The sequence below is a fragment of the Lysinibacillus mangiferihumi genome, from assembly GCF_003049665.1.
Classification (GTDB): Bacteria; Bacillota; Bacilli; order Bacillales_A; family Planococcaceae; genus Lysinibacillus; species Lysinibacillus mangiferihumi.
On sequence record NZ_PYWM01000002.1, the window covers coordinates 222664 to 244351 of the forward strand.

General features: G+C 37.2%; 24 protein-coding genes and 1 pseudogene. 15 read left to right on the top strand and 10 right to left on the bottom strand.

Features of this window, described 5'->3' with window-relative positions; all coding sequences use genetic code 11:
- Window positions 1-99: 99 nt before the first annotated feature.
- A complete protein-coding gene (locus C9J37_RS03095) occupies window positions 100-513 on the bottom strand; it encodes a hypothetical protein (RefSeq protein WP_235617008.1) in 414 nt (137 codons plus the stop codon).
- Here C9J37_RS03095 and C9J37_RS03100 point away from each other — a divergent pair.
- On the top strand, window positions 500-1339 hold the full coding sequence (locus C9J37_RS03100; RefSeq protein ID WP_235617009.1) for an MFS transporter: 840 nt from the start codon (window positions 500-502) through the stop codon (window positions 1337-1339). The two genes, C9J37_RS03095 and C9J37_RS03100, sit on opposite strands and share 14 nt — an antisense overlap.
- Here the strand turns inward: C9J37_RS03100 and C9J37_RS03105 are convergent.
- From C9J37_RS03105 to C9J37_RS03120, 4 genes are all read right to left on the bottom strand, one after another.
- Window positions 1323-2039: a LutC/YkgG family protein gene (locus tag C9J37_RS03105; protein ID WP_107894201.1), complete on the bottom strand. Its 717-nt coding sequence runs from the start codon at window positions 2037-2039 to the stop codon at window positions 1323-1325. The genes C9J37_RS03100 and C9J37_RS03105 overlap by 17 nt on opposite strands.
- Window positions 2039-3466 carry a LutB/LldF family L-lactate oxidation iron-sulfur protein gene (locus C9J37_RS03110; RefSeq protein ID WP_107894202.1) on the bottom strand — a complete coding sequence of 476 codons (1428 nt, stop codon included), beginning with the start codon at window positions 3464-3466 and terminating at the stop codon, window positions 2039-2041. Before C9J37_RS03110 ends, C9J37_RS03105 begins: the two co-directional genes overlap by 1 nt.
- Window positions 3467-3491: 25 nt before the next feature.
- Complete coding sequence (locus C9J37_RS03115; RefSeq protein ID WP_107894203.1) at window positions 3492-4208, bottom strand: lactate utilization iron-sulfur protein LutA; 717 nt, start codon at window positions 4206-4208, stop codon at window positions 3492-3494.
- 234 nt (window positions 4209-4442) lie between these two features.
- Window positions 4443-5174, bottom strand: a complete 732-nt coding sequence (locus C9J37_RS03120; protein ID WP_107894204.1) for a FadR/GntR family transcriptional regulator — start codon at window positions 5172-5174, stop codon at window positions 4443-4445.
- Window positions 5175-5658: 484 nt separating this feature from the next.
- Here C9J37_RS03120 and C9J37_RS03125 point away from each other — a divergent pair, with 484 nt between their 5' ends.
- The 5 genes from C9J37_RS03125 to C9J37_RS03145 all read left to right on the top strand — a co-directional run bounded on the left by C9J37_RS03125 (window position 5659) and on the right by C9J37_RS03145 (window position 9616).
- Window positions 5659-7338, top strand: coding sequence for an L-lactate permease (locus tag C9J37_RS03125; protein ID WP_107894205.1), 1680 nt, complete (start codon window positions 5659-5661; stop codon window positions 7336-7338).
- 283 nt (window positions 7339-7621) lie between these two features.
- Window positions 7622-8332 (top strand): cytochrome c biogenesis CcdA family protein, encoded by a 711-nt coding sequence (locus tag C9J37_RS03130; RefSeq protein ID WP_107894305.1) that lies wholly within the window; start codon window positions 7622-7624, stop codon window positions 8330-8332.
- A gap of 33 nt (window positions 8333-8365) precedes the next feature.
- Complete coding sequence (locus C9J37_RS03135; RefSeq protein WP_029747323.1) at window positions 8366-8752, top strand: response regulator; 387 nt, start codon at window positions 8366-8368, stop codon at window positions 8750-8752.
- A 24-nt stretch (window positions 8753-8776) separates the two neighbouring features.
- Window positions 8777-9274 (top strand): CcdC family protein, encoded by a 498-nt coding sequence (locus C9J37_RS03140; RefSeq protein WP_107894206.1) that lies wholly within the window; start codon window positions 8777-8779, stop codon window positions 9272-9274.
- Window positions 9275-9424: 150 nt separating this feature from the next.
- On the top strand, window positions 9425-9616 hold the full coding sequence (locus tag C9J37_RS03145) for a hypothetical protein (protein WP_024363544.1): 192 nt from the start codon (window positions 9425-9427) through the stop codon (window positions 9614-9616).
- A gap of 64 nt (window positions 9617-9680) precedes the next feature.
- Here the strand turns inward: C9J37_RS03145 and C9J37_RS03150 are convergent, their stop codons facing one another.
- On the bottom strand, window positions 9681-10109 hold the full coding sequence (locus C9J37_RS03150; protein WP_107894207.1) for a DUF2621 domain-containing protein: 429 nt from the start codon (window positions 10107-10109) through the stop codon (window positions 9681-9683).
- A 664-nt stretch (window positions 10110-10773) separates the two neighbouring features.
- Between C9J37_RS03150 and C9J37_RS03160 the strand changes: the two genes are divergently transcribed.
- From C9J37_RS03160 to C9J37_RS03180, 5 genes and pseudogenes are all read left to right on the top strand, one after another.
- Window positions 10774-11688 carry a glycine betaine ABC transporter substrate-binding protein gene (locus tag C9J37_RS03160; protein ID WP_107894209.1) on the top strand — a complete coding sequence of 305 codons (915 nt, stop codon included), beginning with the start codon at window positions 10774-10776 and terminating at the stop codon, window positions 11686-11688.
- Between the two features lie 230 nt (window positions 11689-11918).
- Window positions 11919-12488, top strand: a complete 570-nt coding sequence (locus tag C9J37_RS03165) for an NUDIX hydrolase (RefSeq protein ID WP_107894210.1) — start codon at window positions 11919-11921, stop codon at window positions 12486-12488.
- Between the two features lie 41 nt (window positions 12489-12529).
- Window positions 12530-13006: a hypothetical protein gene (locus C9J37_RS03170; RefSeq protein WP_107894211.1), complete on the top strand. Its 477-nt coding sequence runs from the start codon at window positions 12530-12532 to the stop codon at window positions 13004-13006.
- 116 nt (window positions 13007-13122) lie between these two features.
- Window positions 13123-13422, top strand: a pseudogene (locus C9J37_RS03175) (GNAT family N-acetyltransferase); the annotation flags it as partial.
- A gap of 184 nt (window positions 13423-13606) precedes the next feature.
- Window positions 13607-13963: a thioredoxin family protein gene (locus C9J37_RS03180; RefSeq protein ID WP_268807976.1), complete on the top strand. Its 357-nt coding sequence runs from the start codon at window positions 13607-13609 to the stop codon at window positions 13961-13963.
- Window positions 13964-14016: 53 nt separating this feature from the next.
- Here C9J37_RS03180 and C9J37_RS03185 read toward each other — a convergent pair whose 3' ends face one another.
- Window positions 14017-14742 carry a MerR family transcriptional regulator gene (locus C9J37_RS03185; RefSeq protein WP_107894214.1) on the bottom strand — a complete coding sequence of 242 codons (726 nt, stop codon included), beginning with the start codon at window positions 14740-14742 and terminating at the stop codon, window positions 14017-14019.
- Between the two features lie 88 nt (window positions 14743-14830).
- Between C9J37_RS03185 and C9J37_RS03190 the strand changes: the two genes are divergently transcribed.
- Window positions 14831-15535 (top strand): CPBP family intramembrane glutamic endopeptidase, encoded by a 705-nt coding sequence (locus C9J37_RS03190; RefSeq protein ID WP_107894215.1) that lies wholly within the window; start codon window positions 14831-14833, stop codon window positions 15533-15535.
- 70 nt (window positions 15536-15605) lie between these two features.
- On the opposite strand, the gene C9J37_RS03195 is transcribed toward C9J37_RS03190, so the two are convergent.
- Both C9J37_RS03195 and C9J37_RS03200 read right to left on the bottom strand, forming a co-directional pair.
- Complete coding sequence (locus tag C9J37_RS03195; protein ID WP_107894306.1) at window positions 15606-16811, bottom strand: MFS transporter; 1206 nt, start codon at window positions 16809-16811, stop codon at window positions 15606-15608.
- 262 nt (window positions 16812-17073) lie between these two features.
- A complete protein-coding gene (locus C9J37_RS03200; RefSeq protein ID WP_107894216.1) occupies window positions 17074-17973 on the bottom strand; it encodes a cation diffusion facilitator family transporter in 900 nt (299 codons plus the stop codon).
- A 305-nt stretch (window positions 17974-18278) separates the two neighbouring features.
- Between C9J37_RS03200 and C9J37_RS03205 the strand changes: the two genes are divergently transcribed.
- Window positions 18279-18980 (top strand): Type 1 glutamine amidotransferase-like domain-containing protein, encoded by a 702-nt coding sequence (locus C9J37_RS03205; protein WP_107894217.1) that lies wholly within the window; start codon window positions 18279-18281, stop codon window positions 18978-18980.
- 151 nt (window positions 18981-19131) lie between these two features.
- On the opposite strand, the gene C9J37_RS03210 is transcribed toward C9J37_RS03205, so the two are convergent.
- A complete protein-coding gene (locus C9J37_RS03210) occupies window positions 19132-19515 on the bottom strand; it encodes a RidA family protein (protein ID WP_107894218.1) in 384 nt (127 codons plus the stop codon).
- A gap of 105 nt (window positions 19516-19620) precedes the next feature.
- Here C9J37_RS03210 and C9J37_RS03215 point away from each other — a divergent pair, with 105 nt between their 5' ends.
- A complete protein-coding gene (locus tag C9J37_RS03215) occupies window positions 19621-19959 on the top strand; it encodes a winged helix-turn-helix transcriptional regulator (RefSeq protein WP_024363558.1) in 339 nt (112 codons plus the stop codon).
- 809 nt (window positions 19960-20768) lie between these two features.
- Window positions 20769-21650, top strand: a complete 882-nt coding sequence (locus C9J37_RS03225; RefSeq protein WP_167397251.1) for a cation diffusion facilitator family transporter — start codon at window positions 20769-20771, stop codon at window positions 21648-21650.
- Window positions 21651-21688 lie beyond the last annotated feature (38 nt).

The following is a 21688-nucleotide window of genomic DNA, read 5'->3' on the forward strand; positions in this document are numbered from 1 at the left end:
ATAAGGTAAAAGTGTTAGATTGACGGCGGTCATTCTAACACTTTTTTCAACGTTGATGTTTGCTACGGCGACTGTTAACTTTGTCCCGTTCTTCGTTTATTACCTCGAATCAATTTGTGCTTTAATCGTCAAATATGTCTCCTCAATTTTTCGCTTATATGGGAGGTCAGTTAAATCTATAGAGTCAATATAAGCTTTTTTGGCAATTTCATAGGCAGTCGTCAATTCACCATGTTGTACATAGCAGAGTGCTTTATAAGAAAAACATTCATTCATACTAAGTAAATCATAAGGATGTGAGATGAAAATGGGAATTTCTGTAAAATAGTTAAAGGCCTCAAGTGATTCCCCATAACGACCAAGTAAATACAACGATTTTCCCTTTTCAGCGTAATATAAATTCGAATCTAGTTTAGTGGAGCCGGTAAGTGCATTAAAATGTTCAATTTCAACTAAAGCTTGCTCGATGACGGGTTCTGCTACCCGCTTTGCCACAAATATGATTTGTTCCATATTACCTAGAGCACTTGTTGCGCCATTAGCAGGATATGTCGCAGATAATTATTCAAAGAAACGAACAATATTAATAGCGCAAGCTGGGACGATTTTAACGATGGCAAGTTTATTGTTTTATACAGAGACAATTGAAATGTCCGTTAATGCGATTTATGTGACTACCGTATTTTATACGCTTTGTTCAGCATTTTCGGGCGTAACCTTTACCTCAGCAATTGCAACACTCGTTAATCCAGAACGTTTACAGCGTGCAATGTCATTTAACCAAATGTCAGTGTCCGTAGCGGCTGTTGGTGGGCCTGTTATCGGTGGGATGATGTATGGCTTTTTCTCCATGGAAGTATTTTTAATTGTTCATATGGTAGCGTATGCGATAGCCTTTTGCTTAGAGGCAACGATGAATTTTAATTTGTATAGTACGAGAGGGGACACTGCTAAAGCGGAAAAGATATGGCAAGGACTTGTTGGTGGCTTTAGTTATATGAAACAACATAAGGTCATTAAAGTTGTTATGTGGCTATTATTGTGGATTAATTTATTTTTCTCTGCCATTGTCGTTGGTGGAACGTATATTATCATCGAATTACTAAAGGTTGATTCTACCCATTTTGGTTTTATCGAAGCAGCGGGGGCGGGTGGCATACAAATAGGTAGTATTCTATTAGTGGCGATAACGGGGGATTTAGTGGCGATTTCATGGGTTTACCTGATGATAACAAAGGATTTACTGGCGATAACCACAATCGTATCGATTCAATATAAAGCAAAACAGGCATGCAGCGCATCTGGCATGCCTGTTTCCATCATTATTGATCTTCGATAACGATATAAGTGGCTTTAATCGGACCGTGGACACCAACGACAGGAATCATTTCGATATCTGCGGAATTACTAGGACCTGTAATAAAGTTAATGCAAGAAGCGATATGTTCCCCATTTTGAACTTTTTGGCTCATCCATCGAGCTGCTTGGGTGATGCGTGGAACGATGGTGCTTTTTGGCATCAAAATTATCGACTTTTCTGGTAAAAAGCTTACCGTTCGCCCTCTATATTTATCGCTAAATAGGACGGCTGTTCCAGATTCGGCTAAAGTCATCTCACTAATTGTCATACCGATATTTGCTTTTTCTGCTTGTCGGATATTTTCCTCTGGCTGCGTTTCATCCCATATATACAGTTGGATGTCAGCTTGTGGCCATTGTGTCTGCATTAATGGTAATAAGCCATAGCTTTCAAAGCGTTCGTCTTGCCATGTAATAACAGAGCGTCCACCGTAATAATCTACGACTTTTTGTAAATCCGTTGCAAGATTTTCTGTAGTAGTAACTATAAGATTAGTATTAATATTTTTACATTGCTTCGCTAAGACAGCAACGAGTTCATCTTTCGTAGCATCTTTTAACACACGGTCTTGAGGTTGGTATTGCCAAACTGGTTTTGTTAGTTGTGTTTTTGGTGCTCGTCCAAGTTGCTTGGCAATATTCGATAAAAATGCATCTCTATTTACAATGCTTCCTGCCATTATTCAGTACCTCCTTTTGTACGGTTATGAAACCAGCTACGGAAATTTTCTTTATTTGGTGCAGGGAAATCTCTGGCATCGGTCCATGCTTTTAATGGCCCTGGACCGTTTGAAATTTTATTATCCTTTGTAAATGGAGACATGGCTGGTGATGCCATTTTCGTTGCCATTTTGTATAAAGTAGGGGAGGAAGCACCTAAGCCAAACGCCTTCATAAGAAGCTTTTCGGACACCGGGGCTCTCCCTTCATTTTCAACGATGACCTGACGATGGCGATGAATCAGTTGATGCAATGGGATTTTGACAGGACATGCATCTGTGCAAGCGCCGCATAAAGTAGAGGCATATGGTAACTCCTTGAAATCATCATAACCACCTAACAATGGTGACAACACAACACCGACAGGACCTGAGTAAATCGAACCGTACGTATGTCCACCAACATGACGGTATACAGGGCAAGCGTTAACACATGCTGCACAGCGAATGCATTGCAAAATTGGTTGGAATTCCCCCCCTAAAATAGCTGAACGGCCATTATCGACAATAACTAAGTGGAATTCATCTGGCCCATCAGTATCGCCCGCATCTTTCACACCTGTTAACGTCGTAATATAACTTGTTAGCTTTTGCCCAACAGCACTTCTCGTTAATAAACTAACGAGGACCTCCATTTCTTCGAACGTGGGCACAATTCGTTCCATGCCCATCACAGTAATTTGTGTTTTCGGTAAGGCGGTTACTAAATCAGCATTTCCTTCATTTGTAACGAGTGTGATGGAACCACTTTCTGCGATAGCGAAGTTACAGCCAGTAATGCCAATATCTGCTGTTAAGTACTCATTTCGTAGTTTTTCACGAACATAAAGGGCTAGTTCTTCGGGTTTTTCTGTTTTGTCATAGCCTTGTTTTTCTTTAAATATATCGCGAATTTGCTCTTTATTTTTATGCAATGCTGGTACGACGATATGCGATGGGGGTTCATGATCTCCAACTTGCAAAATATATTCGCCAAGGTCTGTTTCAATCACTTCACAGCCCAGTTGTTCGAGCGCGGGATTTAAATTGATTTCTTCTGTTACCATGGATTTAGATTTGACGATTTTTTTCGCTTGTTTTTTTTCGGCGATTTGTTGAATATAGCTAGTAGCTTCTTCGGCAGTTTTAGCAAAATATACATGTCCACCACGATTTGCTACATTTTCACTCAGTTGATATAAGTAATAATCTAAATTGGCGAGAACATGCTGGCGAATTTCCTCACCATGTGAACGCCATTCTTCCCAGTGCCCAAGCTCATTAGCTTGTTGTAATCGGCGCGTTTGAAAACGTTCTTGTGCACTGGATACCGCACCTCGCATAAAGGTATTTTCTAGCTCTTTCGATACTCGTTTGTTAAACCTATCATCGCTTGTTTTCATTGCCATTCGATTATCCTCCTCTAAAAGCCATTTATCGGCAGTTTAGTACTTCCGCAATATGCATCACTTTAATGGGTTTTCCTTGTCGCTCAATACGCCCCCCGATATTGATTAAACAGCCCGCATCCGCACCGATTAAAATATCTGCTTCCGTTTCTTCCACGTTTTGTACTTTTTCATTGACCATTTCTCCAGAAATATTCCCCATTTTTACTGAAAATGTGCCGCCAAAACCACAACAGCGGTCTGTTCCTGGGAGTTCTACGTATTGTAAACCTTTAACATTTCCTAATAATTTCATTGGTGCTTCTTTCACACCGAGCAATCTAGTCATATGGCAAGAAGTATGGAATGTCGCTTTACCTTCTAAATGTGCACCTACATCTTCAATCTGTAGAATGTCTACAATAAATTCCGTGAATTCATATGTTTTAGCAGCTAACGCCTGTGCTTTCGGTTCCCATATAGGATCCCCTTTAAATACTTCAGGATATTCTTTAAACATATAAGCACAAGAGCCAGAAGGGGAGACGACGTACTGTGCATGTTCAAAAGCAGTTATCATTTTTTTCATCGCATTTTTCGAATCCTGTACATAACCACTATTATAAGCAGGCTGTCCACAGCAAATTTGATTTTCTGGAAAGTCGATGTCACAACCTAGTCTTTCTAAAACTTCGACGACTGCTTTTCCTACCTCACCTTGAAACATATCGACTAAACAAGTCGCAAACAGTGTTACTTTCATGCTTATCGCTCCTTTTGTATGGATTTGCAATTTCAATTGATTAATCAACTGGTCATCAGATGACTTAGTGGACAGTTAGATTGTTTTTATCATACTACAACCTATAAGATGGGTGGAAGTGCTATTTGCAAATTTTCAAAAAATAGGGGAGGGACAAAAAAGAAAAGTGCTAGATTGGTGTTTAATCAATCTAACACTTTTTGCTATAACATCAGCTCTGGCAATTTATGAATTTTATTCCTTTGTAGATTCGGTTGTGTCGAAATAGTGCATTAAAACTTCCTCTACATTGCTTAAATGAGAAGACATTGCATGCTTTGCTAGCTCTTCGTTTTGTTGTTTAATGGCAAGAAAAATTTGCATATGTTCATCATATAATTTTTCGCTTGTCGTTTTTTTAGAATACAACCAAATACGACGCGTTTCTTTCATTGTTTCAATCATTAAACCGGATACTTGGTCTAAAATTGTTGCCAGTAGGGGGTTTTGAGAGGCAGCAGAGATTGCCGCGTGAAATTGAAAGTCCGCTTTTTCGCCAAGCTCTCCATCACCCTGTGCTAGTTTCATGTCATCTAAAATACGCAACATTGTTTGTATATCTTCATTTGTCCGATGAATGGCAGCACTAGCAGCGGCGCCCACTTCAATAATTTTGCGTACTTTTAATAGATGGGAGACATCTTTTTTATTTGTTAATGTGAGTGTTGAAAGTGGGAAGTCAAGTTGTTTGGATGGAGTGCTCTTAACAAAAGTGCCGGAACCTTGTTTAATTTCGATTAAGCCCATTGCTTTTAGTGCAGATAAGGCTTCTCTTATGGCAGACCTACTTACTTGTAATTGTTCAGCAAGTTGTTCGACAGAGTCAAGACGATCTCCTGGTTTCAGGTCGCCAGCTCGAATTTTTTCATAGAGCATTTCTGATACTTCCTCATATATTTTTTTCGGTTTAATTTTCTTTAATTCCAAGGAGCTACACCTCATTCATCTCAATCAATTGCTCTATATAAGTATATTATACATGAAGAATGCTAATTTACTCACTGTTTATCATCAATACTTTTCTTGGACGCGTAGTATTAAAATATCGTACAGTTTTGCTAGTAATTGCTACTTAAAGTAGCTAAAATGGAAATTTTATTTTAAAAATATATTGAATTTTTAAAATTTAGTTCATATAATTTTAACATACAGTCATCAGATGACCTAATCTATTTAAGTTTGGAGGGCGTAAACCAGCTTAGCAAAAAAGTGTTGAATGTTTAGTTACAAGATAACTTCAATTGTAGTTTCTACAAGTTTGACAAAACGAAGATAGTAGCATTGGAGGAGCAAGAGGCTCATGATTGTCGTGTCTTGCTTCTATTAGACTGCAACTGAAAAAACATCAACAATCTGTTAATGCCGTATTGTCATGATTGGGGAGAAATTTTTATTTTGGGGGGTATGCAATTTGACATTTACACAAAATTTTACTGCTGTGGGGGATAGTTTGACGTGGTCGGCAATCGTCGCTGTTATACCAATACTTTATTTTTTCTGGGCGTTAGCCATAAAAAAAATGAAAGGCTATATGGCAGGTTTAACAACTCTGCTTGTCTCTTTATTATTGGCTGCCATTGCATTTAAAGTGCCGCTAGGGACAGCGGTAATGTCCGCCACACAAGGGGCTGTGTATGGTCTACTACCAATAGGTTGGATTATTATTACATCGGTTTTTTTATACAATATCACGGTTAAAACAGGGAATTTTAATATTATTCGTTATTCCGTTTTATCGATAACCGAAGACCGCCGTATTCAAGCGTTACTCGTCGCGTTTTCATTTGGTGCATTTTTAGAAGGAGCCGCTGGTTTTGGCGCACCGGTTGCTATTTCAGCAGCATTATTAGTAGGTCTTGGTTTTAATCCGTTATATGCTGCAGGTCTTTGTTTAATTGCAAATACAGCCCCAGTTGCATTTGGTGCCATCGGTGTACCAATTACGGCTATGGAAGGACCAACGGGTATCGCCGCATTTGAAATTTCAAAAATGGTTGGACGTCAATTACCGTTTTTAGCAGTCTTTATTCCATTCTTCTTAATTTTTATTATGACTGGTTTTAAAAAAGCTTGGGAAGTGATGCCAGCCATTTTAGTATCTGGTATTTCATTTGCTGTCACACAATTTTTAAGTTCGAATTTTCTCGGTCCTGAATTACCGGATGTTTTATCTGCTCTAGTATCACTTTTTGCACTTGCCGTTTTCATGAAGTTTTGGCAGCCGAAGACGATTTATCGTTTTGCTTCCGAACAAGAGATTACAGCTGATACAATTTCTAAAAAAGAGTCGTACAGCGGAGGAACAATCATAAAATCTTGGTCACCATTTATTATTTTGACGGCTTTTATTTCTTGCTGGGGGATTCCTGTAGTCAAAAGTGCTTTAACGGGAAATTATGACGGTACAAATGTTATTTTAAAAGGGGTAAATTTAGTGGGGCAAGCGATGACATTTACGGCTGAAGTACCGCTTTTACATAATCAAGTAGTGAGTGGCGCAACGGGGGAAGCAATTGCAGCTTTCTATAAGGTAGAACTTCTAGGTGCGGCAGGTACAGCTATTTTATTATCTGCCATCGTTTCTAAATTTATTTTTAACGTTTCGTGGCGCAATTGGGGAACAACATTTTTTGAAACATTAAATGAAATTAAGTACCCGCTTATTACGATTTGTAGTGTCGTTGCCTATGCCTATGTGACAAATACAGCAGGTATGATGACAACGCTTGCTTTAGTTTTAGCGAAGACGGGTGTATTATTCCCATTCTTCTCACCTGTACTAGGTTGGCTCGGTGTATTTATTACAGGATCTGATACATCTTCAAATGTCTTGTTTGCCAAGCTCCAGCAAGTGACGGCTGATTCTGTTGGAATGGAACCGGTGCTTGCACTTGCAGCGAATGCATCGGGTGGTGTAACCGGTAAAATGATTTCACCACAATCTATCGCAGTCGCCGCCGCCGCAGTTGGACTTGTAGGGAGAGAATCAGAATTGCTGCGCTTCGCATTAAAGTATAGTGTGATGTTGCTATTATTTATCTGTATACTAACCTTTTTACAAAGTAATGTCCTATCTTGGATGATTCCATAGAGCAGTGAATTTTTTAGTAAAAGGTATTGAGAATCGCTTTCTCAGTACCTTTTTTCTGATTAGCGAACATAAAGGGGCTTTATTTTAAATTCTAGTGTTATCGCAAATTTCGTTGACAGAAAAACGTAGCGGGCGCATAATTCAGAAGTGCCTTTTGCAAAGCAAAACGGATTTCGCAGTTTCTACAACTTTTCGTCAAGAAACGTTCACAAGCATTAAGGGCGCAATTTCCATTGTTTTTTGGTACGATGGAGGCAGTAACTGTAAGGAGAGAATGAAAAATATGGAAACTGATATTAACGTTTTTCTAGCGTTTGGAGCAGGCTTTTTAAGCTTCATTTCACCGTGTACTCTGCCACTGTATCCAGCATTTTTATCATACATAACGGGGATGACTTTGGATGAGCTAAAATCTGAACGTGGCATGATGCAAAGGCGTGCTATATTGCATACGCTATTCTTTTTATTAGGATTTTCGATTATTTTTATTATGATTGGTCTAGGCACATCATTAGCAAGGGAATTCTTCCTAAACTATCAAACATTATTGCGTCAAGTTGGCGCCATTTTAATCGTTATTTTTGGGTTAATGATTGTAGGGTTACTGCAAATTGATTTATTAATGAAAGATCGAAAATTTCAATTCAAAAATCGACCATCCGGCTATATAGGTTCCATATTAATCGGTATCGCATTTGCGGCGGGTTGGACACCATGTACAGGTCCAATTCTAATGTCCATAATTACGTTAGCTGGAGCAAATCCTTCTTCAGGGTTTAGCTATATGTTTGCTTACTATTTAGGTTTTGCCATTCCATTCTTCGTGTTATCATTCTTCATTTCACGTATGAATTGGATTCGCAAACACAGCCAAAAAATCGTAAAAGTTGGCGGCTATATTATGATTGCGGTGGGGATATTGTTATTCTTTGATGGTTTAACATATATCACGCGATTATTGCAGCCTATTTTCGGTGGATTTATTGGCTTCTAATCTGCTAAACTAAAGGGCATACCATACTTTAACGTGGAGGGAGATGAATACGTGCCTACAGTTTTAGTAGTGGATGATACGCTATTTATGCGTGTTACAATCAGTAATATGTTTACTGAATGGGGTTATGAGGTAGTTGGCAATGCAGTGAATGGTAAAGAAGCTGTAGAGCTGTATCGAGAGTTACAACCAGATCTTGTAACAATGGATGTAACGATGCCCGTTATGACAGGTATTGCGGCTGTAAAAAGGATCATCCCAGAATTTCCTAATGCAAAGATAGTTATGATTACAGCATTAGGACAACAAAAATTAATTGTAGAAGCAATTGAAAGTGGAGCGAAAGATTTTATTACAAAGCCTTTCGAGCCAGAAAAATTAAGAGCTGTAGCAGACCAGCTAGTTGGTCAAAGTTGCTAATTTAACATCAGAGGAGGATTCTTTATGTTAAGCAATATCCCTTCTCAATATTATGTTATAGGTTCGACTATAATGGCCATTATAATGGGTAGCTTTGTGATGGTATTACGTATGCGAGCTTCCAAAAAACCTACAAATGAGAAGAAAATTATCATTCCACCTATTGCCATGTCATCAGGTGCGTTAATGTTTTTATTTGCACAGTTTCGAGTGCCACCTATGCAGATTTTAGAAGCTGCTGCGGTAGGTATGGTGTTCTCGACCATTTTAATTGCTACTTCGAAATTTGAAGTAAAAGGTCAAGATATTTATTTAAAACGTTCAAAAGCGTTTGTATTTATTTTAGTTGGGCTGTTAATCTTCCGTATTGTGGCAAAAATGATTTTAAGTAGCTCGATAGATGTCGGGGAGTTAGCAGGTATGTTTTGGATTTTAGCATTTGCGATGCTATTGCCCTGGCGAATTGCAATGCTGATTCAATTTACAAAAATCAAGAAAACGATTCCATTAAAAAATATGTAAAGAAAAGAAACTACACTAGCACATTTGCTGTTGTAGTTTTTTTAACGCATACAATCATTTTTTGTATCAAGGGGATATATTATAACAAGCGCTTTCTAATCGACATCGTGGTATACTAGGAACCATGTTAAAAAATGAGGAGTTACTTAGATGAAATATTTTAAACCACAGATGCAGTTGCTCGTAAAAGAAAACCGTGAATTGCATGACCGACTAAAAGAGCTAATGGCGGATATGGATTTGCAAAAAAATTACGCATTAAAGGCACTGTATCATGCAGAAGTGGCAGACGGTGGGCGCTATCAACAAGATTACCAAGCGCTTGATCATTTATTTAAATAAAGCATGAATCCGTTTTATATCAAAAAAAGCCGCACGTATTGCAGTGCGGCTTTTTTGCATCCTATCAGTCGAAAAGATGCTCATATGGGGACACATCAATTTGCATTTGATCTAACTTTTTACGTAAAAATTTGTGGTCACGTTTAGGCGTAGCTTGAATATAGCCGCGTATAATTAAATCATTGTCTATAGCTGTCGCCTTTTCTTCTAAAGCCAGTTCGCCAATCTTACCTGCAATTTTTTCTTTCGCCACTTGTCTAAATAGCTCAGGTACTGGGCTCACCAACTCATATAGAAATTCCTTCTCAGGTTGTCCCCATAGATGAATCGTTTTATCTAAGTAATATTCCTGCCAATCTAAATCTGATTTCCCATCCTGCTTTGGTAAAGCCTTTAAAAATTTGCGGAACATGAAAAATCCGCCAATAGCCATTAGCGAAATAAGGACGACTACCCAAAATAAAATAAACCATAAAAACCAACCATCTAACAAATCGTTCACCTCTTTGTCTTCTCTCACTCTATTATAAAAGCTTCAACAAAAAAATTCATCCTTATTGTGCCTCTTTTTATAAATCGTTTAAATAAATGTAAGTATTGCACTCTAGTGAAAAAAGTTTGTAAGTTTGGCACAGTATGTTGTGGTCTTGATGAGCAAGTAAGGTATAGGTAAATAAGATTTTACAAATGTGCTAGCAATCTAACCGAGTAGAGTCTAATTTTTCACTTCTGCACATTATTTATGGATTGAATTGTTCAATATATTTCCAACTATTATTGGGAGTCTAATATCGTTTCTAGATGCTGTTAAAAAGGTAGAAGCAACCTATCCACCATATGAAAAATTTAAGTCAACAGGTAGGTTTGTTCAAAGGTATTATACACTTGATAATCTTAAATACACCGTTGCCTTTCTAGTTATTTCTGATTAAAGAATATACGCAATGCCAATTTTGAAAATAAATCAAAGTGTGAAAGTAAAGCCAACATATGCTATTTTCATATTCCTTTAAATGGAAATATAAATTTGTCTTAATTGACAAAAGTAACAACTCGTTGTTAAAATCAAGTTGTTACTTTGAACCAGATAAACTTTTATAAAGTCGGTCAAAGGTCTAGAGACAAGGAAAGTCTCTTCTAATTAAGGGGGATGTAAAATGGTCAAGTTGAAAACAGTAGGACTAACTTTTGGAATAGCTGTTTCGTTACTATTAGCAGGATGTGGTCATGAAGACAGTAATCAAAATGATGAAGAGGCAACAGGCAAGAACGTAAGCATAGGTGAGCAGGTTGATTATAAAATTATAGGGATTGAACCAGGAGCAGGATTGACGGAGCTTTCGGAAAACACGATAGCAGAATATCAAAATTTGCAAGGTTGGGAACTGGAGGAAAGTTCAACACCTGGGATGTTAGGTTCATTAGAGCAAGCTATTCGAAATGAAGAGCCTATTATTATTACAGGATGGACACCGCATTGGATGTTTTCATCCTACGATTTAAAATTTTTAGAGGACCCTCAAGGGACATTAGGTGGAACGGAAAATATTAATACACTTGTGCGCAAAGATTTGGCTAAAGACTTACCCGATGCCTATACACTTCTAGATCAATTCTATTGGGAACCAGAAGATATGGAAGCTGTAATGTATGAAGCCCAAACAACTTCTTTTGAAGAGGCGGCAGACAAATGGATCGCACAAAACGAAGAGAAGGTAAATGAATGGACAAAAGGGATGACAAAAGTAAAAGGCAAAGAAATTGAATTAGCATCCACTCCATGGGATTCAGAAAGAGCTTCAAGCAGTGTACTACAAGCAGTATTTGAAGAACTTGGATACACGGTCACAATCACACCAGTTGATCCTGCCATCATGTTTCAAGCAATCGCATCAGGAGTAGTCGATGCAACTGTCGCTGCTTGGTTACCAACGACACATAGCTCCTTTTATGCAAAATACAAAGAGGACTTTGTTGATTTAGGAGAGAATTTAACAGGGACCAAAAATGGATTTGTTGTTCCTACATATATGGAAATCGATTCCATTGAGGATTTACAACCAAAACAATAGGTTAAGAGATAACAAGGGGAATTTCCTTCATAAAGAGGGACATTCCCCTTTTATTAAGATAGTTTTTTAAAAATTGTAAAATAAGTTGGGCTATCAGAGGTAGAATTGCAAATGAATAATCTGATATTATGATAATAATACATAATTGGGATTATTGGGTATTAATAGTTATTTAAGAATGTTAGGGCTATTTATTGTTACTTGATATTAACTAACTTAGGAGGAGAACTATGGGTAAATGGAAAAGATTGAAATCTGAGTATATTCATAAAAGTCCATTTGGTAATATTCGAAAAGATTGTTGTCAACTTCCGAATGGCCTATTAATTGATGATTATTTTGTCCATGAATATGCTGATTGGGTAAATGCAGTTGTTATAACAAAAGAAAAACAAATTGTGCTTGTCGAACAATATCGTTATGCAGGAGAAGATTTTTTCTTAGAAGTACCTGCAGGTAAAAAAGAAGGAAATGAAACAGATGAAGAAAGTTTACTTAGAGAAGTAAAAGAAGAGACTGGGTATACTTCTTTAAAAACACCGATTTTTTTAGGTGATTTCATGGTCAATCCAGCGACACAAAACAACAAAGTGAAAACCTATCTAATACTGGAAGCATACAAAGCTTATGAACAAGACTTAGATGATACAGAAGAGATAACCGTTAAATTGTTTGAATTTGATGATTTTGGAAGTGAAATCATTACAAATAAAATTAAAACACAGCTATTTACATCAAATGCATATTTTATGGCAAAAAACTATCTTACAGAAAAACAGAACAGTTTGAAATTAAAGTAGACAAGCATATTAATTTCCTGAACATGTTAGGAGTCAAAGAGATGACGTTATATTCCGTTCTAGTAGCAGATTGCGAATTACAAACAGTGGATTGTACAGGAATTACTGAAATCACTGTAAGAGAATTAAAAAAATTACATCCGATAACAGGGGATACGCCAGAACAGCCTTGGCACTCGATGGATGATGACGCAAGGATTGTCTATGCGCCAGATGAATCAGCTTTCGGTCAATTGCATATTTTCGAATGGAATAATCCGCCCTATGATTTAGCGCTTTATAATGAAAAAAGTTATGTATATGGCATTGAGGGCAATTGGGGTCCGCAATTTTTAGATGATTTTTTAATCTATTTAAAGCAGCATATCAAACCGGAGCAAAACGTGGACTTAATTAGGTTTTGGGCAGGAGAATATGACCGAAAATTAAAAAGTCGTTGTATCAATATTGCCGAAATCGAAAGCCATCACCTTGAAAGCTTACAGAACGAACAGTACATATGTGTCGCTTTTGTGTAACTTATAGCATGTAAAATCTTTTTTTCTAGAATAAAGTTAGGATTTTGGTATTTTAATTATGGCAGATTTCCGTGCTGTATCAAGGAAATAAGTTTTATAAAGGGGCTGTATATCAAATGACTATACAATTCAAAAAGTGCAAGCTTGAAGATTTACATGTACTCCGAGACATAAGTATTGAAACGTTTCAGGATACATATAGCAAACAAAATAAGCCTGAAAATATGCTAGCCTATTTGGATAGAGCATTTACTCCTCAACAATTGGAGAGGGAACTAGCGAATGGTGGTTCCCAATTTTATTTCATTTATTTCGATGAAGACGCTGCGGGCTATTTAAAAGTGAATACAAATGATGCTCAATCAGAAAAAATGGGGAAAGAGTACCTCGGGATTGAGCGAATTTATATAAAAAACACCGTAATGATGCAGACTATGGAAATATTACTGCACAATTGAATAATGAAGCAACACCAAATTCAAAACAAATAGCAGAGCAAATGGCAAAGCGATGTAAAAAATAACGAGAGGCATCTTTTTTATTGCGCTAGATGGACATGCAAAGCATGATTGTTTAACCATATTTTTAATAAATGTTATGATGAGACTAATAACTGTGAAAAAGGGGATTGTTTTAATGGAAAATTTACACTCAATAGAGCAATTTGAAAACTTAAAAAAAGGTGACCGTACAATATTTGTTTTTTCAGCAGACTGGTGTGGAGATTGTCGATTTATTGATCCGATTATGCCGACAATTGAAAAAAACTACAGCAATTATCATTTTGTGAAAATTGACCGCGATGATTTCATCGATTTATGTGTTGCATTAGATGTATTTGGTATTCCAAGTTTTCTAGCTTATGATAAAGGCAATGAAGTTGGCCGATTTGTTAGTAAGGACCGTAAAACACAACAAGAGATTGAAGCTTTTTTAGATGGATTAACTTTATCATAAGACTTGCTTAAGCTATAGGACGCTATCTCCTATAGCTTTTTATTTGCCTGCTTTCAAGCCGTTACATAAGCAATACAACGTTCCACATACGCCAGTACCTCTGCTGAAATCGGGTATAATCCTGTTTTCTCTGTAGGGAGTTTTCTAACCTCCCAAAATTGATCCATTAAATCCGTGTCACCTTGAAACGTATCGTTTGATAATTCGATTATTTTGGAACCAATTTGAAAGCCTTCGTCCGATTCAGCTTGAATATTATGTTTGATACACCATTCAATTTGTCGTAGTAATACAATATATTGCTGTGTCATTATGTCATTGCTACTAAGGTTTGGAATGGTTTGTTGTAAAAATGTTTGTTCATGCTCTTGGAAATAGTCCATCCATTTTTTAGAGGTACTTTGAGAACGTTGAACGAGTTCCGTCACATGTTCCCACGATAATGATTCTTCTAAATCAATCATATTAATCAATGATGTCGTATGCGAGATACTCGTTTGCAGTTCAGCGAGTCGTTCTTGTAAGTAATTGTGATGTGAAATTAAAATTTGTTTATAGGAAAGTTTATCTAATAAATCACGAATTTTATCGAGTGGAAGTGACAGCGTTTTTAGAATGATGATTTTCTCTAATTTAAACAAGTCTTCTTCTGAATAGTATCGTCGTCCATAATCATCTTTAAAACTTGGTGTAAGCAGATTAATTTGATCGTAATACCGAAGTGTGCGAATGGAAATATTTCGCTGTTTCGCTACCTCTCCAGTCGTCCATTGTTTCATTTTCATTCCTCCTGAAAAAAAGATTGCAGGTGACGTTACGTCATCTCATACACTTAGATTACACCATATAAAGGAAGAAGGATAGAGAATGGAAATAAAACAAATTAACTGGAAAACACAAGATAATTGGGGATGGAAAGAATTTATTTTATTACTGCTATTAGAGTTTGTTGTTGTGATCGGCATTATTAAATTTATAGTGAAACCCGTGTACGCTCACTTGTTCCGTAATGAGCTATATGCTGGCACATTAACAGGATTCACCATTGCGATTACGCTTGTGATCGGTGTTTATTTTATAGCGCTACGTCCTAAAAAGCTTTCATGGCTTGAAGTAGGGATAACATCAATTTCGCTGAAGCAATGGAAAACGATACTATGCTATTCGGTTCTGTTAATGATTGGCGCCTTACTAATCGTAGTGCTAACAAGTTATATTGGGATTTCGGTGGAAAATAGCAAAACACAGGCAATACAGCAGAACATAACCTTTTTTACTGTACTAATAGCCTTTCTCTCAGCGGCTGTTATTTCACCAATATACGAAGAGATTTTTTATCGAGGGTTTTTATATCGCTGGTTACGTACACGCTTAGGATTGGTCGGTGCCATTATCCTTAGCTCATTTATTTTTACGATTGCTCATATCCCAACCTATAATGTCATGCCCGTCAACTTCTTTAGTGGCATTATTTTTGCTTTAGCATATGAACGTACGAATTCTATTTGGCCTTCCATTATCATTCACGGCTTAACGAATGGCATGATGGTTTTGCTGACAAGTTTGGGATGAATAGATGGTTAACATCGACAAAAAACCAGGTCTCATTAAACATGAGAACCTGGATCGGTCGATTGAATCATTATTTTGCTTGACGGTACCAGATAATCACAGGGATTAATAATAAAGATAATAGTCCACCTGTTAATGATAAAGTGGCGTAACTGGAATTCGCTACTATCATCCCCGAAAGTGCCCCTCCTGAAGCACCTGCCAATGCGATAAAAACATCAATGGTGCCTTGGATTTTAGCGCGTGTTGAAGGTTCTGTGGCATCAACAATTTGAGCAGTTCCGCTAATTAAGCCGAAATTCCATCCTATACCTAATAAAGAAAGAGCGACGATCAGCATAAACATGGAATCACTTGGTGCATAGGCCGCTATTAAACCTGCAAACAGTAAAATAACACCAGCAGCAATACTCATGGCTGTTCTACCAATCTTGTCAACAAGGATACCTGTGACAAGAGAAGGAAGATACATGGCCCCAACATGGAAACCAATAACAATTCCTACAGCACCTAAACTATGTCCATGATGTTGCATATGGATGGGCGTCATTGTCATAATGGCTACCATAACGATTTGCGTAAGAATCATCACAACTGCGCCAACGATGATACCTTTTTTATTCATTAAAGGTGGCGCATGATGAAGAGCTTTCCCAGATACGATTTGATGTTGATGAGCTTCTATCGATTTTGCTAGCAGTAAAGGATCAGGACGAAGCATGATGAAAAGAACCAAACCTGCTAATATAAATGCAATGGCAGATAATATAAATGGGCCAGCTAATGAAGGAATACCGATAGAAAGAGCAAATTTGCCCATGACATCCACTAAATTTGGTCCTGCTACGGCCCCGAATGTGGTCATAACCATCGTAGTACTAATGGCCGTTGCACGTTGTTTGTTATTTGCTAAGTCTGTACCTGCATATCGAGCCTGTAAATTTGTTGCTGTTCCTGCACCGTAAACAAGTAAGGAAGCAAATAGTAAAAAAACACTGTTAATTAATGCTGCGATAACAACGCCAATAGCGCCAAGACCACCAGTGATAAAACCAGTAGCGAGCCCTATACGGCGACCATAGCGTTGCGAAAGTCTTCCTACTATAAAAGCGGCCCCTGCTGAACCTAATGTAAATAGGGCAGAGGGTAATCCGGCAAATGCGTCCGTGCCAAGCATTTGTTGGGCTAAGAGAGCGCCTACCGTGATACCAGCAGCAAGACCTGCTCCACCGAAAATTTGCGATAAACTAACTACAATTAAAACCCTTTTATACATTTTTTTTAGCTTTTCGGGAGAATTTACATACTGCCCGATTGAATGATTTACACTAGTCAATTATATGGAACACCATCTTTCTAACTATAAGATTAACAAAAACTTTTAGCTCATTTACCAAGCTTACCATACTCCTGCAATTGTAGATATATGCCAATTTGCAGTGAAAAATTTTGTTTATTACATAGAACATTGCTTGTAATTTTAAAAAACCTCCTAACGAATAAAGCTTCGTTAGGAGGTGCAAATGATTTTCCTTCTATTAATTATGATCGTACCAAGGATTTAGGTGAATTAGAACTTCTTCTACATTCGGATGTTTCTCCATTATCGTTTTCTTGATTTTACGGATAATATCATGTCCTTCTTGGATTGTTAAATCAGCAGGTACCCCCACACGCAAATCGACTAATACATAGTGCCCATGTTCTCTCGCTCGTAGACGATCTATTCGTTTTACTTCAGGAATAGTGAGGATTAACGCTTTGAAACTAGCTAGTGTATCAGGACTTACGCTTTTCTCCATAAGTGTGTCGATAGCTTCTAATAACATCCCATAGGCAAGTTTGAAAACTAAAATGGTCACAATGATACCCGCAATGGGATCACCATATGTAAGGATATGAATATGATAATTTTCTCCAACTAGTGCAAGCCCGATTCCTAATACGGCTGCTAATGAAGCATATACATCAGCAAGATGATCATAAGCAGTGGCAATTAAGCCTTTACTATTTGTTCTTTTGCCAATTTTTATCGTATATACGTATAAAAGGAGCTTCCAAACAAGTGATATGATAGCCGTGATAAAGGCAATTAAACTTGCTTTTTCAGGTTCCTGAAAGAATGCTGTAACGGATTCATAAGCAATATAAAGAGCTGCCATTATTAATATAATTCCTACAATGGCGGAACTAATGACTTCTGCTTTTCCGTGTCCGTATGGATGATCTTCGTCGGCAGGACGTTTAGAAATACGCATAGATGTTAAAGCGGCACCGCTTGCTATTACATCACCTGCATTATGATAGCCATCAGCTAAAAGAACGGGGCTGTGGAAGATAGTACCAACTGCTATTTTTAAAATAGTTAAGACGATGTTGCTTATTAAACTAATCCATCCAGCAACGATTGTAGTATTGGAATTTGTGCTTTGATTCATAAATGTATACCTCCAATAAAATTCTTTCCTAAAAGCAACAAAAACCTTCGACTCGTTTTAAGTCAAAGGTTTTGATTAAAAAATATAGGTTTTGTGAACTTGAAATGTGCATCATCTTTCTCACTCCAATATAAGCGTTTATTGAGTGTAACATATTCTATTCATCGGTTCAATCATGGTTTGTCCAACTTTTTTTCTTAAAAAACAATGGGGATATCTATTGTTGGGTGGTATTATTTAATAAAATAGGGAATGAACGTTAAAAAGAGTTGTATAACTTATCAAACAAGAAAGGACGTAGACTTATGAAACAAATTATAGCACTTGGGGGCGGTGGCTTTTCTATGGAGCCAGAAAATCCTTTGTTGGATCAATATATTCTTCAGCAATCTATGAAAAAAAATCCAAAAATTTGCTTTCTTGCAACAGCAAGTGGAGATTCAGAAAATTACATTTCTCGATTTTATCAATTCTTTGAGAAACAGGATTGTCAGCCTTCGCACTTATCATTATTTAACCCACCTACAAGAAATGTAGAAAGTTTCTTACTGGACAAAGATATTATTTATGTTGGTGGAGGGAATACAAAGAATTTATTAGTGCTGTGGAAGGAATGGGGATTGGATAACATTCTGAAAAAAGCGTGGGAGCAAGGAATAATACTAGCTGGTATTAGCGCGGGTTCCATTTGCTGGTTCGAGCAAGGGGTGACAGATTCTTATGGGGATGGATTGGAACCTTTACAGTGTTTAGGTTTCCTAGAAGGTAGTAATTGTCCCCATTATGATGGAGAATCAGATAGAAGACCTTCGTATCAACAGCTTATCACTAATAAAAAAATTAAACCTGGTTTTGCAACGGATGACGGTGTTGCCATTCATTTCATTGATCAGGAAATCCATAATATTGTAAGTTCAAGACCTAACGCGAAAGCATATAAAGTATATGATGATAATGATAAAGTTATAGAGAAAGAGCTTGCAACAAATTTTTTAGGTCTTCTTTAGAAGTGATAAACGGGAAATTTCCTTTCAAAACCACAAAACCCCGAATAGTTCCGCTTTTCTTGAAAGCGTGCTTTGCTCGGGGTTAGTGTTATAAGCGGGCTCCTAACTGAATGGTCCGAAGCTTACTTTTGCTGACACAACATGCCTTTACTTAGTTGGCATGTGCGATGGCGCTGATTTCAATTAGTTGTTCTGGTGATGCCAAGTAAGTCACGCCGATAAGGCTACCGGCTGGTCGATGTTGCCCAACGTAGTCCTTGAATAGTCGAAGGACTGGTTCAGTATGTGCTTCCGCATTTCTTAAATAGATTTCCATATAAGCAAGGTTAGATCTTGTTGCACCGAATTTTTCCAAAACGCCATCTAGATTTTTAAGCGTTTGCTGTGCTTGTGCTTCGATATCGCCATCGCCAACGAATGTACCCTCCGTATCATGGGAAAACTGCCCCGAAATGTAGATAGTGCCGTTGACACTGTAGCCCTGTGAAATACCATGATCCCAAAGGTCGTGATTGTAAATTGTAATATTCTTCATTTTTTTCTCTCCTTTACTTTAAAGTAATGTCAGTATAAAATGAACGCGAACAAAAAAATAGTACGCACTTTTTTGAAAGGTACTATCAGAAAGGATAGTGTAAATATGGGTTTGGCTGATTACAAAGACACGGGGACTATCCAAGAAACCCCGTTTGGCTATACATTATCAGTAATTGGTGGTAAATGGAAAATGTTGATTATCTATATTTTGGCGGAACATCAAACGGTTCGGTTTAATGATTTGAAACGCAAAATAGGTGCAATCACCTTTAAAACATTAAGTGCACAACTGAAAGAATTAGAAGCAGATGGAATTGTCAGTCGAAAAGAGTATCCGCAGATTCCACCTAAAGTGGAGTACAGTCTTACAGCTAAAGCGGAAACGTTATTACCTGTTTTGGAACAGTTATGTGAGTGGGGAGAAAAAAACAATACGCATTAATGTCTTGCTGTAAAGCGTACCTCACAAATTAAATGAAATAAGCGATGAATGGATGCAGGAGCTACAGTTAATTTGCCATTTCTATAGCAGAGATTGATTGAAAGCTTCAATCATCTCTTTTTTTCTGTTTCTTATTATCAATAATTTTAAATAGAAACAACAGTAGACTACAAGAAAAAATAATAGACAGTACACCTTTAACCGCCCGCATGCCAAAGTTATCAGTAGGGAAATCGAATAAAATATACCCCAAACTATATATCCACGATACAATTATCAACAATTGAAATACTATTTTCTTCATAACATATTCTCCCTTAAAAGTACTGCTTTTTTTACTAGCTGGAAATTTTATCTACAAGAATTGTAACATAGTAATGTGCAGGTGGATACAAATGTAGAATTAGATGAATTTTATTGCACAGGATTAAGCTTTATGTCAGTTTCTAACTTGAAGGGTTCTACAATTATGACTAATGGTCACTTGTATTTGGCTGTCAGAGGCAATCTATCTATCATGCTAATCGCATTAATTTCAATCAAAAAATATAGAACCAGCCACTCATTTAAAAGTGAGTGGCTGGTATTTTTGTCTAAATCGTCTACAAAAATGATATTTTTTTGACAGCTCTAAACATTATTCAAAAAACATACTTTAATGGACGAGCGAAACTGCTAGATAAAGGTGCGTATAGCAAAGCCATTGAGCGGCATAATGATAGCAAGGTAAAATTTCGCAATGGAACAGTGAGGGTCTCCAACTGCTCTATTGGTTCAGCTTAAAATATATATAAAGTAAAGAATGGATGATGAATTTGTCACATTTTAATAATCATGGGCAACAGGATGGGAGTAAAAATAAAATAGCCTTGAAATGGACTTTCTTTCTTATAGCGGGGTTTATGATTGTCGAAGTGATCGGTGGCATCATGACAAACAGTTTAGCGCTATTATCAGATGCAGGTCATATGTTAAGTGACGCAGCAGCGTTAGGGTTAAGCTATATTGCTGTATCCATTGGTCAAAAAGCCGTAACAAATCGAAAAACGTATGGCTATCGTCGGTTTGAAATATTTGCCGCTTTTATAAATGGTCTTACGTTAATTGCAATTTCGCTTTATATTTTTTATGAAGCTTTTCGCCGATTTTCAGAACCACCAGCCGTGGCAAGTACGGGTATGTTAATCGTTGCAATACTTGGTTTACTGGTCAACATTGGCGCAGCGTTTATCCTTAAACGAGGGGATAATGATAATCTCAATGTGAAAAGTGCTTTTTTGCATGTTTTAGGTGATATTCTCGGCTCTGTGGGAGCTATTACGGCAGCATTGCTTATTTTATTTTTTCAATGGAATTTAGCCGATCCTATTGCAAGTATGATTGTGGCGTTTCTTATCATTATTAGCGGCTATCGTGTTACGCGGGACTCCTTTAATATTTTGATGGAAAGTGCGCCAGAAAATTTGCCAACGGATGATGTCAAAGCGAAGTTAATGACTGTTGAGGAAGTCGAAGAGATTACCGATTTACATATTTGGTTAATTACAATGGATTTCCCATCTTTAACTTGTCAAGTAGTGGTGAATCAAGCAGCAGATGAACAAATTGTATTACGGAAAATACAAAATCTGTTACATGACGAATTTGCATTGCATCATATGACGATACAGATTGAGAAAAAGAACAATTAGAACGGAAAAAATCATTACGTGATGGGGAATCTACATAA

Coding starts and splice junctions, on each gene's coding strand:
- C9J37_RS03100 (WP_235617009.1), top strand. CDS start 500: ATGATTTGTTCCATATTACCTAGAGCACTTGTTGCGCCATTAGCAGGA.
- C9J37_RS03095 (WP_235617008.1), bottom strand. CDS start 513: ATGGAACAAATCATATTTGTGGCAAAGCGGGTAGCAGAACCCGTCATC.
- C9J37_RS03105 (WP_107894201.1), bottom strand. CDS start 2,039: ATGGCAGGAAGCATTGTAAATAGAGATGCATTTTTATCGAATATTGCC.
- C9J37_RS03110 (WP_107894202.1), bottom strand. CDS start 3,466: ATGGCAATGAAAACAAGCGATGATAGGTTTAACAAACGAGTATCGAAA.
- C9J37_RS03115 (WP_107894203.1), bottom strand. CDS start 4,208: ATGAAAGTAACACTGTTTGCGACTTGTTTAGTCGATATGTTTCAAGGT.
- C9J37_RS03130 (WP_107894305.1), top strand. CDS start 7,622: ATGGAAACTGATATTAACGTTTTTCTAGCGTTTGGAGCAGGCTTTTTA.
- C9J37_RS03140 (WP_107894206.1), top strand. CDS start 8,777: ATGTTAAGCAATATCCCTTCTCAATATTATGTTATAGGTTCGACTATA.
- C9J37_RS03145 (WP_024363544.1), top strand. CDS start 9,425: ATGAAATATTTTAAACCACAGATGCAGTTGCTCGTAAAAGAAAACCGT.
- C9J37_RS03160 (WP_107894209.1), top strand. CDS start 10,774: ATGGTCAAGTTGAAAACAGTAGGACTAACTTTTGGAATAGCTGTTTCG.
- C9J37_RS03165 (WP_107894210.1), top strand. CDS start 11,919: ATGGGTAAATGGAAAAGATTGAAATCTGAGTATATTCATAAAAGTCCA.
- C9J37_RS03170 (WP_107894211.1), top strand. CDS start 12,530: ATGACGTTATATTCCGTTCTAGTAGCAGATTGCGAATTACAAACAGTG.
- C9J37_RS03180 (WP_268807976.1), top strand. CDS start 13,607: ATGAGACTAATAACTGTGAAAAAGGGGATTGTTTTAATGGAAAATTTA.
- C9J37_RS03185 (WP_107894214.1), bottom strand. CDS start 14,742: ATGAAACAATGGACGACTGGAGAGGTAGCGAAACAGCGAAATATTTCC.
- C9J37_RS03190 (WP_107894215.1), top strand. CDS start 14,831: ATGGAAATAAAACAAATTAACTGGAAAACACAAGATAATTGGGGATGG.
- C9J37_RS03195 (WP_107894306.1), bottom strand. CDS start 16,811: ATGTATAAAAGGGTTTTAATTGTAGTTAGTTTATCGCAAATTTTCGGT.
- C9J37_RS03200 (WP_107894216.1), bottom strand. CDS start 17,973: ATGAATCAAAGCACAAATTCCAATACTACAATCGTTGCTGGATGGATT.
- C9J37_RS03205 (WP_107894217.1), top strand. CDS start 18,279: ATGAAACAAATTATAGCACTTGGGGGCGGTGGCTTTTCTATGGAGCCA.
- C9J37_RS03210 (WP_107894218.1), bottom strand. CDS start 19,515: ATGAAGAATATTACAATTTACAATCACGACCTTTGGGATCATGGTATT.
- C9J37_RS03215 (WP_024363558.1), top strand. CDS start 19,621: ATGGGTTTGGCTGATTACAAAGACACGGGGACTATCCAAGAAACCCCG.
- C9J37_RS03225 (WP_167397251.1), top strand. CDS start 20,769: ATGAATTTGTCACATTTTAATAATCATGGGCAACAGGATGGGAGTAAA.